Source organism: Streptomyces sp. CB00455, from assembly GCF_001905445.1.
In the GTDB taxonomy this organism is placed as follows: Bacteria; Actinomycetota; Actinomycetes; order Streptomycetales; family Streptomycetaceae; genus Streptomyces.
Map to the genome: position 1 here is coordinate 78,380 of NZ_LIVQ01000004.1, position 11,392 is coordinate 89,771.

13 protein-coding genes are annotated in these 11,392 nt (G+C 67.3%); 9 read left to right on the forward strand and 4 right to left on the reverse strand.

Annotated elements, in window-relative coordinates; translation table 11 throughout:
- Positions 1–91 precede the first annotated feature (91 nt).
- The 8 genes from AMK16_RS36235 (at position 92) to AMK16_RS17685 (ending at position 7,129) form a co-directional block, all read left to right on the forward strand.
- Complete coding sequence (locus tag AMK16_RS36235; RefSeq protein WP_158071223.1) at positions 92–256, forward strand: hypothetical protein; 165 nt, start codon at positions 92–94, stop codon at positions 254–256.
- On the forward strand, positions 253–453 hold the full coding sequence (locus AMK16_RS17655; RefSeq protein ID WP_073916469.1) for a hypothetical protein: 201 nt from the start codon (positions 253–255) through the stop codon (positions 451–453). Before AMK16_RS36235 ends, AMK16_RS17655 begins: the two co-directional genes overlap by 4 nt.
- Positions 454–559: 106 nt before the next feature.
- Positions 560–1,681 carry a sugar-transfer associated ATP-grasp domain-containing protein gene (locus AMK16_RS17660; RefSeq protein WP_073916472.1) on the forward strand — a complete coding sequence of 374 codons (1,122 nt, stop codon included), beginning with the start codon at positions 560–562 and terminating at the stop codon, positions 1,679–1,681.
- Between the two features lie 12 nt (positions 1,682–1,693).
- Positions 1,694–2,623: a hypothetical protein gene (locus tag AMK16_RS17665; protein WP_073916475.1), complete on the forward strand. Its 930-nt coding sequence runs from the start codon at positions 1,694–1,696 to the stop codon at positions 2,621–2,623.
- 51 nt (positions 2,624–2,674) lie between these two features.
- Positions 2,675–4,054: a cysteine--tRNA ligase gene (gene cysS / locus AMK16_RS17670; RefSeq protein WP_199885468.1), complete on the forward strand. Its 1,380-nt coding sequence runs from the start codon at positions 2,675–2,677 to the stop codon at positions 4,052–4,054.
- On the forward strand, positions 4,051–4,620 hold the full coding sequence (locus tag AMK16_RS17675; protein WP_073916478.1) for a 2OG-Fe(II) oxygenase: 570 nt from the start codon (positions 4,051–4,053) through the stop codon (positions 4,618–4,620). Before cysS ends, AMK16_RS17675 begins: the two co-directional genes overlap by 4 nt.
- A 54-nt stretch (positions 4,621–4,674) precedes the next feature.
- Entirely contained in the window at positions 4,675–5,856 is a 1,182-nt protein-coding gene (locus AMK16_RS17680) for a serine hydrolase domain-containing protein (RefSeq protein WP_073916481.1), read from the forward strand.
- Between the two features lie 130 nt (positions 5,857–5,986).
- Complete coding sequence (locus tag AMK16_RS17685; protein ID WP_073916484.1) at positions 5,987–7,129, forward strand: hypothetical protein; 1,143 nt, start codon at positions 5,987–5,989, stop codon at positions 7,127–7,129.
- Positions 7,130–7,264: 135 nt separating this feature from the next.
- Here AMK16_RS17685 and AMK16_RS17690 read toward each other — a convergent pair whose 3' ends face one another.
- Entirely contained in the window at positions 7,265–8,308 is a 1,044-nt protein-coding gene (locus AMK16_RS17690; RefSeq protein WP_073916487.1) for a hypothetical protein, read from the reverse strand.
- 353 nt (positions 8,309–8,661) lie between these two features.
- Between AMK16_RS17690 and AMK16_RS35815 the strand changes: the two genes are divergently transcribed.
- Positions 8,662–9,324 (forward strand): hypothetical protein, encoded by a 663-nt coding sequence (locus AMK16_RS35815; protein WP_143196829.1) that lies wholly within the window; start codon positions 8,662–8,664, stop codon positions 9,322–9,324.
- A gap of 423 nt (positions 9,325–9,747) precedes the next feature.
- Here the strand turns inward: AMK16_RS35815 and AMK16_RS17700 are convergent, their stop codons facing one another.
- The 3 genes from AMK16_RS17700 to AMK16_RS17710 all read right to left on the reverse strand — a co-directional run bounded on the left by AMK16_RS17700 (position 9,748) and on the right by AMK16_RS17710 (position 11,187).
- Entirely contained in the window at positions 9,748–10,065 is a 318-nt protein-coding gene (locus tag AMK16_RS17700) for a PIN domain-containing protein (protein WP_242438780.1), read from the reverse strand.
- A complete protein-coding gene (locus AMK16_RS17705; protein WP_073917715.1) occupies positions 10,062–10,349 on the reverse strand; it encodes a hypothetical protein in 288 nt (95 codons plus the stop codon). Before AMK16_RS17705 ends, AMK16_RS17700 begins: the two co-directional genes overlap by 4 nt.
- Positions 10,350–10,845: 496 nt before the next feature.
- Positions 10,846–11,187, reverse strand: coding sequence for a DoxX family protein (locus tag AMK16_RS17710; RefSeq protein ID WP_073916493.1), 342 nt, complete (start codon positions 11,185–11,187; stop codon positions 10,846–10,848).
- Between the last annotated feature and the right edge of the window lie 205 nt (positions 11,188–11,392).

Sequence of the window (11,392 nt, forward strand, 5' to 3'; positions counted from 1 at the left end):
CCGCCCCGCTCCGGACGGCTCCCAGGACCGCAGCCCGTCATCGGCGCCCCTCACGTGGGTGACGGGCTGCACCACCCCCGAGGAGGTCGTGATGAGCCAGTCCCTGCCCGTACGCACGCCCGGCGCCAGCGGACGCCAGCACACCGTTCCCGAGCCGCAGGCCGGTCCGAGCCCGGCCCTCCGTGCCCGCGCCGAATCCGGCTGGGTGAGATTCCTTCGTCGCGGAGGGAGCGACCGCGAGGAGTCCGAGCGGTGAATCCGGTCGACTCCGAAGGCCGGGAGGACCACCCCCTACTTCACCGCTGGGTCCGCGACATCGCGAGCCGGTGCGAGGGGGAGCTGACGGAAGTTGTCCACGAGAGGCACGGCGGCCGGCTCATCCGCATCGCCTACATCCAGCCCGCGAACGGCATCGGCTGGTCGACCGCCGCCGACAACATCGGGCCCGCCTGATGAGGCAGCGCCTCGCTCTCGTGGCCTACGTCATCGCCGTTACCGCGCTCGTCGTCACGTTGGCCATCGCCGGAAGCCCGGACCGCTGAGAAATGGGAGGAGCACCATGAGACGTACCGCGAACCGCGGGTTCAACCACCGCCAGGCCGTGACCGAGGAGTGGTTCCGCACTCGGGTTCTTCCCCGCGTATCCGGAGTGCGGTTCCTGCCCTACCAGGTGCGGCAGCTGCGGAGCGAGCACCTTCCCGCGATGCTGCGCGATGAGGACCGGAAGAGCATGGCCCTTATCGCAGGGGACCTGGTGAAGGTCACCACGCGGTGGCAGTGCCTGCCCTTCCACTACTTCCGCTACGGCGGATACCGGCGCGAGGTGTCCGCCGAGCGAGCCTGCTCGTACCTGCCGGAGACGGCCCTGTTCCACCGGCTCCTTCCCCGCGTGAACCGGGACACGATCGACCTGGACGACAAGGCGTCCTGCAAGAAGATCCTCTCCGCGGCCGGCATCCCGCAGCCCGCACTGATCGCGAGCGGCGACCACCGCGTCGGTGTGACGTCCGACGGTGAGGCGGTGTCGCTGCCGGACGTCCTCGATCGCGCTTCCGGCTTCGGGCGCGTGGTGGTCAAGCCCTCCCGCTACTCCAGCGGTGGATCCGGCGTCGTGATCGTGTGCCCTGGCGAGGGCGGCTTCGACCTGTCGGCCTACGCGGAGCGGTGGGGTACGTGGCTGGTGGAGCAGCACGTGCCACAGCATCCCGACCTGGACGTGTTGAACCCGTACGCCCTCAACACGTTCCGCGTGATCACCCTGCTTCGTGACGGCGCCGCCGAGGTCCGGTACGTGATGTTGAAGCTCGGCGGCATCGACAGCAGGACAGACAACTCGGCCGTCGGCGGCATGCAGATCCGAGTCCACCCGGACGGGCGACTCGACCGCCACGGCTATGACCGGTACCTGAACGCCCACACCCGCCACGGGGTCAGTTCGGTGCCGTTCGCCGACCACCGGATCTCCCGCATGACGGAGGTCCGAGAGCTGGCCGAGCGTTGTGCCCGTCTGTTCCCGCAGGTGCCCTTCATCGGCTGGGACATCGCACTCACGCCCGGCGGACCCGTGGTCATCGAGGGCAACAGCAGCCCTTCCCTCGCACACATCCAGCGCACCCACGGCGGTGTCGCGCTGGAGCTCGTCCCCGCGCTCCGCTCCGTGATGGATCGCCCGATCATCTGACCAGGAGTTCTCGTGGAAAACCTGAAAATGCAGGCCCGTGCCGCAGCCGGGGGTCTGCTCAACACGCTCAAGACGATGCCCGAGGTCCAGGCGCTCTACGTCCTTTCCTCCTCGGCCGTCGCGCCGCGCAACGTCACCCGGTTCAGCACGGACTCCGACTTCGACCTGGCCGTCGTCCTCGACGTCCCGATCAAGGAGGACGAGTGGAGGCCGCGGCCGGCGGACACGTACGCCTTGGTCCGCGACCGGCTCCCTGCCTGGATCCCGGAGTTCAGCTTCCACCTGCCGGTCCCCTGGGGACGCATGGAGGTCAACGTCCACCAGCTCCTCTTCCAGTACGAGGCCGACCCGCGCACCACGTGGAACAGCGACAAGTGCGACGCCTACGGGAACAAGGGCGAGCCGCTGTTCGACCGCGAAGACGCCTTCGAGGCGCTGATCTCCCATAAGACGCGGGAGCAGCTTGAACGGCTGGAGGGCGAGACCCACCGGCTGTACAACCGGATCACCTGGGACGTGCGTGAGATCCCGCTGCGCATGGCTCGGCGGGTCGGCGTGCCCACGGGCCACTTCGTCCTGTCGGGCGCGCTGGACGAGGTCGTCGACTGGATGTACGCCCGCTCGGGTTGGCTGCTGCCGAACATGAAGTGGAAGCTGTACTCCCTCGGCGCCCTCGGCCGGATCAGCGGCGAGCAGGAGAACCTGCTGATCGAGGCCCAGCAGTGCGACCCGCTGTCGATGGTCGACCTGGAGCGGCGATGCGAAGCCCTGGGGGAGTTCTGCCAGTCCGCCGGGATGGACCTGAGCACCGGCGCGATCGCGACCGTGCGGAAGGCTTACCAGCAGGCCAACCACCACCTTCTCGGGGACGCGGCAGCGGCTTTCGCCACCCTGCCATCCCCGGGATTCGTACCCTTCGGCGGGCGCGGCGGTTCCAGTTAGACGCTTATGTCCGGGCGTCAGTACGCTGCGTGATCCGCTTACACAGGAGGCATGATGTCGATCAAGGTCCACAACACGCTCACCAACCAGTCGGAGGAGTTCCGCCCCGAGCGGGAGGCCGAGGTGCGGATGTTCGTGTGCGGACCCACCGTCTACGGCCCCAGCCACGTCGGGCACGCGAAGACGTACACGCAGTTCGACTTCATCGCCCGGTACCTGGAAGCGAGCGGGTACAAGGTCACGTACCTCCAGAACATCACCGACGTCGATGACAAGATCATCCGGCGCTCGGCGGAGGAAGGCGCCCCGCCGGAGGAGATCGCGGCGCTCTTCGAGAAGCAGTACCTGGAGGACATGGCCGCGCTGGGGAACACCCGCGTCGACGTCCACGCGCGGGCCCACGACCACATCGACGGGATCGTGGACCAGATCAAGCGGCTGATCGAGCGCGGCCACGCCTACCAGCTCGACGACGGCTGGTACTTCGACCTGGCCTCGTTCCCCGCGTACGGCAAGCTCTCCGGCCGCACCGACCTGCGACCCGAGGACTCGGTGTCGCGGATCGACGACAACTCGAAGAAGCGCAACCCGGGCGACTTCGCGCTGTGGAAGGGCCGCAAGGACGGCGAGCCGTTCTGGGAGACCGAGCTGGGACCGGGCCGGCCGGGTTGGCACATCGAGGACACCGCGATCACGGAGACGTTCTTCGGACCCTCGTACGACCTGCACGGTGGGGCCGTGGACCTCATCTTCCCGCACCACGAGGCTGAGGTGGCCCAGATGGAAGCCGCCTCCGGGATCGAGCCGCTGGCCCGCTACTGGATGCACACCGGTCTGCTGCGCGTCGACGGCGAGAAGATGTCGAAGAGCACCGGGAACTTCCTCACCATCCGCGACGCCCTCGCCCGGACGGATTTCCGTACGCTGCGGCACGCGTTCCTCTCCCAGCACTACCGCTCCTCCATGGAGCTGAGCGACTCCACGCTGGAGCAGGCCCGAGGGGCACGCCGCCGGATCGAGAACTTCGCCCGGACCATCGACCCCGCGCACACGGACAGCCAGGCGAACGCCGCACGCGCCGCCGATGCCTGGAAGGAGATGCGTGAGCGCCTGGACGACGACTTCGACACCCCCGGCGCCCTCGCCGTCCTGTTCCAGTACATCCGCGAGCAGAACCGCATGGAGGAACCGGCCGGCCCGGCCGCCCTGCGGCTGATCGAGGACGTGAACAACCTCTTCGGAACCTTCGACATCCTCGGCGCCGCCCAGGGCGACGCCGTCGTCGACGAACTCGTGAAGGAGCGCGACCGGCTCCGTGCGGCGAAGAAGTTCGCCGAGGCCGACGCGATTCGAGACCAGCTCACCCAGCAGGGCGTGATCCTCGAGGACTCGCCCGAAGGCACCCGTTGGTGGAAGGAGCCCACCGTATGACCTGGAAGAGCCGCTTACCGCTCGTCGCAGAGAGCGCGATCCCCCTCAGCCTCTGCGGAGCGCTGATGGACCACGTGAAGAACCAGACCGCCCACCCGCGCACCTACCAGGGCGTCATCGACGAATCGCTGCGCAAGAGCGAGTACGTCGAGATCCCGACGCACCTGGAAGGGGCGGTCATCTCGCACTGCGTCGCCCACTTGCGTGGCCACTTCGAGATAACCCCGCAACGCATATCCACCCAGCCCGCGGTCGTCTACCGCTACGGCCCCGGCATCGGCTTCGTCGCCCACCACGACGAGGTCACCGACATCGAGCGCGAGCGGGCCCGGACCAACGGACAGCCCGTCGTCGGCGGCGACCTCACCCTCGTGATCTGGCTCAACACCCCTGACTCATACGGCGGCGGCGAGCTGTTCTTCGAGAACCCCGCCCAGGAGATCAAGCCGCCCTGCGGAACCCTGGTCGCCTTCCCGGCCACCCGCGACCACATCCACGGCGTACGGCCGATCACGAGCGGCGAACGCGTCACCCTCGTCGTACGCGTCGATGCCGAATGCCTTTGAGCACAACCCACTTGCCCTGCCAGAGCGGGCAGCCAAGATGCCAGGATGAGCGGCATGACGACGATCGACGGTGAGGTAGCGCCCGGGTTCGAGCCGGTCCGCGAGGCGTTCATGGAGAACTTCACCCAGCACGGGGACATCGGCGCGGCCGTGTGCGTCTACTGGCACGGCCGGCCGGTGGTCGATCTGTGGGGTGGCGTCGCAGACCCCGAGACCGGCCGTCCGTGGACACGGGACACCCTGCAACTGGTCTACTCGGCGACCAAGGGAGCCACCGCGACCGCGGCGCACATGCTGGTCGAGCGCGGACTGCTGGACCTTGACGCGCCGGTGGCGAAGTACTGGCCGGAGTTCGCGGCGAACGGCAAGGCGGACATTCCCGTCCGCTGGCTCCTGTCCCACCAGGCCGGCCTGGTCGCCCTGGACCAACCGCTGCCGCTGGCAGAGGCACTGTCCTGGGAGCCCATGGCAGTAGCGCTGGCGGCCCAGCGTCCCCAGTGGACTCCGGGCACCGCACACGGGTACCACGGCCGAACCTGGGGCTGGCTGGTCGGCGAAGTGATCCGCCGGGCCTCCGGCCGCTCACCAGGCCGCTTCTTCGCCGACGAGATCGCGCGCCCGCTCGGACTGGACTTCTTCATCGGCCTGCCGGCGAGCGAGCGCGACCGGGTCAGCCGCATGGTGTACCGGCGACCGGCGGTAGACCTTACGACAGTGCCGGCCGAGTCGGTCCCCGAGGAGCTCCGCGAACAGGTCGCCGCTTGGCGGGACCCGAACTCCTTCAGCAACCGGGCGTTCGCGGTCACCGACCCAGCCGCGATCGACTTCGACTCTCCCGAAGTGCAGACCGCGGAACTCCCGTCCTCCAACGGCATCGCCACCGCACGGGCCCTCGCGCGCATGTACGCCGCGGTGATCGGCGAGGTCGACGGAGTACGCCTGCTCGCCCAGGAGACCCTCTCCTCGGCGATCCAGGAGCAGGCCAACGGGAAGGACCAGGTCATGGTGATCCCGAGCCGGTTCAGCACCGGATTCATGCTGCCTACGGATGGCAACCTCATAACCGGCCCGAATGCCTTCGGCCACACCGGCCGCGGCGGCTCGCTCGGCTTCGCCGACCCCGCACAGGGCATCGCCTTCGGCTACGTCATGAACCACATCGTCAGCGGCTCGGACGATGCGCGCGCGGCTTCGCTGACCGATGCCATCCGGAAGTCGCTGGCCGGATCAGCGTGATCAAGGGGGAGTGCCGGCACCGCGTACACGGACACCCGGAGGGGCCTTGGTGGTCTGTCGCTGGCGAACGCAACCGGCGGCCCGCATCCTGGCGTGTCCCCGGATAGCCCGGAGAGAGAGGACTACGGCCTTGACCGCGCCGACCGCCACTGCGGCCCCGCCTACCCTTCCGTTACCGCCGACAGCCACATCCCAGCCCGGCTACCGTGACCGCGTCCGTGCCCGTTACACCGCAGCCGCCGAGGAACGCATCGACAGAGCGCGGACCGCCGCTGCCGAGCTCGGGTACACCGACCCCGTGCCGTGGGACGACATCCGGGCCGTCTACACACGGCCACCCCGTTCGCCCTGGAAGTCGTACACGCAAATCATCGGCGGCATCGTCAACCACGCACTCGGGGCTGCGGTCGTTCTCGGATTCGTGGTGATGATGCTGGTGGTTATGTCCCTGTCCATCGACAAGGACAACCGGGCTGAGGCTGCGAAGAACGCGCCCCCGGCGCAGAGGGCGGCGGCGGTCGCGGCGGCGGAGCGTGGACTTACGCACGAGGAAAAGAGGGCGATCGGCTTCCTCGGCTTCGGCATCGTGGGCTCTGCCTTCCTGGCGTTGAGCTTGCGCCGCATCAAAGATCACCGGAGCGGGATGGTGAAGGGGTACGCCAAGGAAGGCGAAGAGGTCGTGACGGAAGCACTCGAAGTGCTGCCGGCACTCGCCGCTGTGGTGGCCGCCCCGGTGGGAAGACAGCGCGCCGAGGCACTCGCCTCCGCCCACGAGAAGACCTCGGCGCTCATGACAGCCGTGATGGACAGCTCGAAGTCGGCGGCCGGAATCATTGGGTACGCGGGCGACCGGGGCCGCCTCAAAGAGCACGGCCAGAAGGTCCGGACAGCGTTCGCCGACAAGCTCGGAGGCTTGGTCGAGGACCGGGAAGCCACCGCACGTGCCCTCGGCGCGATGGCGTTGAGCGTGGCCACGCGGCAGGCCCAGTCTTCGTACGGGGCACTGCTGGACGCGGGAGCACTGCCGGCGGAGCCAGGACCTGAGGTGCCGGACCTCCGCGGGGTGCGGAAGGTCTTCGTAGGCGCGGGTCTCGCCGCGCTCGGTGTATTCATGGTCGGGACGATGGGCGGAGCGGATCTGATGGCCGCCATCCCCCTCGCGCTCGCGGTCTTCGGCCTCGGCTCGTTCCTCGGCGCTCTGTTCACCGGGAAGCTCCACGCGATCGGCCAGGCATACGCTGCCTTCAGACAGAACGGCAGTGGAGTTCCGTAGCCACAGTCCACGCCTCCGCCACACGGTCGCAGCTCACGCCCTGCGACCGCCTGAGCGGGAAGGCGAGGGCCTTGCAGCCACTGCTTGAAGGTACCGCTTCGCCGGACCCCGCCGCCCGCTCCTGCGGGTGGGCTGTCACCTCTGAGCTTGCGCGCACCCTTCCACGAAGCAGTGGCGAGGCTCCTTGCCCCTGCCGACAGGCTTGTGGGCTTCCCACACGCCGTCCATGTCGATTCTCTTCAACGAATCCCTCATGCGCTGGAGTGCAGTGTCTGAGAGCCGGGGATGCTTCTGCGAACCCATCTCGAAAATGTAGTAGCACTTCTGATCTGCATCGATGCCCAGGTGTTGACGCAGGGCAATTGATTTCGGGAGAGACAGACCGAGCTTCTTAGCCAGGTCCGTTGCCGACCAATGGAATGTCTTTTGGAGATCGATTTGGCGGATCGCCGCAGCGTCCGTATCGTCGCCCGCGAACTTGACCGGCGGGCCCTTCTTATCAAATCGAACGGTCAGCGTAGGCCCTTCACCAGAGAACTCGGTGGAAATCTGCTCCAGGGTCGGGAAGACGGCACCCCTGGACTTGCCTTCACTGATTCCCTTCTCGACGCGATCAACATCCTTCTCGCTGACGAGGCTCTCTTCCGAGGCGTGCCCCTCGATCGCCAGCAGTGTCCGGATCCTCGCTCGAGCCTCGTTCCGAGCTCGGCGTCCCGGCTGCAAGAGGTCGCGGATCTGAGTGAACTCTTGGTCGATCAGGATGTCGAGCCCCATCGGGGGCTCGGTGGATATTGGAAGGACCCGCACCGGAAGGCTATCCGCTAGTCGCTCCCCAAATACACGGTTCAAGAGGTCATCGAAGAGCGTGATGCCAGCGCGAGCGTGGATGAAGAGGATGGGTTCACTTACGTAGTTGAACCAATGTTGCTCATCGTCACGCAAAGCGTCGATCGCGCGCAGCGTTCCGGCTTCTGCATCAGTGATTTTTACGCCTGGCTCCTGACGGGCAAGCTGGAGGCATTTCTCGAAACCGATCGATCGCCCAAGGCTCTTATCGAAGACCGACACATTATTGTGAACCAGGGCCGCCTTCACCAGCATCTCGAATGAATGCTGGAGGCTCAGCAGGACAGATGAGGTGCGGCCTTCCTCGTCAACTGCGTTGAACGCAGCAGTCATCCTCTTGAGCGAGGCGATGGCCTTCCGCTTCAGAACCCGCGTTGATTGCTTCAAGCCTGCCCCCGATCGCGCGACACTGATCGCATCGAAGCACGGAGGAAGGCAAAACGTCCATCGGTATGCGGCCCTTGACGCCACCAGCGCGCCGACTCCCCACCGGGAGACGGCCAGGAGATCGCTGATGACTACACGAGCACCAACGCCGCATCCGGATTGGCGGCTTCCCGTCCCACCCGCCCGCGCACAAGGGCAAGATCGTACTGGCCAGTCTGGCCGACAGCTTCGCGGCCCGCTTGGGGGTCCTCTGCCTCATAGCTGACGCCAGACAACACCTGTAACCGAAGGATTCCGCTTTGACTCCTGCGCCACAGAGCTTCCCAGTCGACTCGATCGTCCTGTACCTCGGGAACCGCGCCAATGTCACCGGCCACGCGGCCGACGGCAACGTCGAGATACGAATGCTCAGCACGGGAAGCGAGCTATCCGTCCCTCCGGACAGACTGACCTCCCCGACGCCACCTGCTGCTGCGAGGCCACCACTCTCCAGGGCCGGTCTGTTCGCCGGCGCTGGACTCATAGTCGTCATCGCCTTGGCATTCCTTCTTGACTCCGGTGGCAACGACCCGGACGAGGCCGCTTCGGCGACTCCGCACGTATCGGCGGTACCTCCAGCACCGAGGAACCCCTCGGTGGTTTCGCCAACGACTGCGGCGACGCCACAGGCCGATGGCACACCCACCCCACGCGTTACCCCCAGCTACGGTGCCGGAGTGCCCGCATGGGTGAAGCGCGTCCAGGACGTTGAGGCGGCCTACATCCTGCTGGGCAACCCTGATGAAGAAGACCCAGCCGACCGCAGGGACTCAGTCGTGATCAAGTACACCAGCGGCGACGCCGGCCAGCGCTGCACCGCGATGCGGGCACTGGCCGGGACCGAGCACGGTGTCATCGCCTACACCCCAACCGGGATGGCAGTGGACTCGAACGACTGCCTCAGCGTGGACCTCAGTCCCTGATCAGCCGCGGTTCCCTGGTCTCAGTTCTGGTCTCATTCACCCCCGTCCGGACCCGTCCGAACAGGGCCGCCCCGAACGCTCCGCCGCAGGTCAGGACGGGTACGGCCCCCTCCGGACGGCCGTGCGGACAGTTGGAAAGCGTGTTGGGGGCAACCCCTCACGAGTTCGAATCTCGTATCCTCCGCCAGTGCCTCACCGGGCACTTGAAGGCCCCGACCGGGAAACCGGCCGGGGCCTTCTGCGTTCCGCAGTCTCAGTTCCAGTCTCATGTATGTGCCGCACAACCGGACGATCCGCTATATTCCGGCCTCGATGGTCTATCCCTCGTACTCCCAAGGGTTCAGCAGGAGTGCGCCTGATCGCGCCAGAGGCTTGATGTTGCGGCTCACCAGCGTCCAGCCGTTCGCCAGCGCGGTGGCGCGATCAGAGCATCGGGTGGATCGATGCCGGCCCCGGCACTCTTGAGCCTCCGGTGAAGAACGAGGTAGGCGAATGCCTCCCGCTCACCGCGGCGATCCGGTCACGGTACTGATCGCGGATGTCCGTGAGCGCCCGCTCGAACGCCGTACGCCGCACCGGATCGGGTGTTCCCTCAATGCCTGCTTCGATCTCCGCGACCGTGATGACGCTCAGATAGAGGGCAGGAGACGGAATCGAGCGAGCCCAGGCGCGTACGGCCGGGGCAGGCTTCGGCCGGGTGGTGATCTCGGCGACCACATTGGTGTCGAGCAGATAGATCACTCGCCGTCCGCCGCATCGTCATAGGACCGCTGCCCGAACTCCAGACCCTCGAACGGGGCCGCCGCAAGTCGCTCAAGGAACCCGTCGCTGCCCAGCGTCGCCCAGCGGTGAAGCATGTCGGGCAAGGCATCGATGTCGGTGTCGGCGAGCTCGGCATCGAAGTGCCCAAGCTGATGCTCGGGCAGGGACTCCCGGATCTCCCGGATCGTCCGTAGAGGATGGGACTGAGGATGGGACTCCTCGGGTCTGCGCGGCGGGAGCGGCAGATTCTGGGCAGTGCTCATGATCGGCTCCTCCACGCTGTGGTCACGGGCTCATGCCTGAAGACCACCCTAGGCCGGGCGGTCCTGGAGAGGGTCGGAAACGAACCGGATCCGACCTTTGACGGGACCCGTCCGCCGAGTCACCGGCAGTTGTGTCTGGCAGCCGCTGTCTGCCGGCGACGGCAATGCCCCTTTGGTTGGAACCAGCTGAACGAAGCTGTCGGGCTGGACACATTGGGGAGCGCCGCCCTGTAGCCGGTTTCGTGACGCGTCACGTGCACCGCGGCATTGGTACGTGGCGAAGATCAGCACCTGGAGAAGCTGGTCCCGGACTCGATCGTCGTCAAGAAGGTGTGACCCAACGCCCTGGTCTCAGTTCTGGTCTCAGTGCTGGTCTCATTCGCGGCCGTCCACATGCCGGGGGTCACAGCCCCCGGTGTGGCCCGGCCCCCGGAGTTCTCGGTGGTCGGGGTCGACCCCACGACGCCGAACGTCTTGGTGGTGGTGCCGCCGCCGGTCAGAAGCCGAGGGTGAGGGCGGCGACGGCGGGGGCGGCGTAGATGACGGGGAAGGGGATGTGGGCGAAGGAGCGGGCCCGGACGACGGTGATGACGGCTCCGGTGTAGTAGAGGGCCAGTCCGATGGCGGCGGCGATGCCGATGGCGGGGACGAACAGACCGGCCACCAGACCGAGGGCGCCGGCGGCCTTGGCCACGCCGAGCCAGGTCCACCAGGTGCGGGGGACGCCGTACTGGGCGAGGGGCTCGACGACCCATTTGGCGCCGGTGAAGACCGAGACGGCGGAGAAGCCGCTCATGAAGGCGGCGACGAGGGTGACGACTACGGCGGTGGTGGACATCTGGGTGCTCCCGTCAGGCGTTGCCGGGGCGCGGTTGCTCCGGCCGGTTCGTTTGCGTGCGTCTCACTTCCCTGACCCGCCGCACGGCGCGAGTGTGACCGGCCGCGCGGAAAAACTTTCCGCGGGGTGTGCGGCGTGCGGGTGCGGCGTGCGGGTGCGGCGTGCGGCCGCCGGGCGCGCCGGGGTGGCGCTCCGCACCGCCGAC

Bases quoted from the DNA above. Each gene is read 5' to 3' on its own strand.
- AMK16_RS36235 (WP_158071223.1), top strand. From the start codon at position 92: ATGAGCCAGTCCCTGCCCGTACGCACGCCCGGCGCCAGCGGACGCCAG.
- AMK16_RS17660 (WP_073916472.1), top strand. From the start codon at position 560: ATGAGACGTACCGCGAACCGCGGGTTCAACCACCGCCAGGCCGTGACC.
- cysS (WP_199885468.1), top strand. From the start codon at position 2,675: ATGATGTCGATCAAGGTCCACAACACGCTCACCAACCAGTCGGAGGAG.
- AMK16_RS17675 (WP_073916478.1), top strand. From the start codon at position 4,051: ATGACCTGGAAGAGCCGCTTACCGCTCGTCGCAGAGAGCGCGATCCCC.
- AMK16_RS17680 (WP_073916481.1), top strand. From the start codon at position 4,675: ATGACGACGATCGACGGTGAGGTAGCGCCCGGGTTCGAGCCGGTCCGC.
- AMK16_RS17690 (WP_073916487.1), bottom strand. From the start codon at position 8,308: ATGACTGCTGCGTTCAACGCAGTTGACGAGGAAGGCCGCACCTCATCT.
- AMK16_RS17705 (WP_073917715.1), bottom strand. From the start codon at position 10,349: ATGAGCACTGCCCAGAATCTGCCGCTCCCGCCGCGCAGACCCGAGGAG.
- AMK16_RS17710 (WP_073916493.1), bottom strand. From the start codon at position 11,187: ATGTCCACCACCGCCGTAGTCGTCACCCTCGTCGCCGCCTTCATGAGC.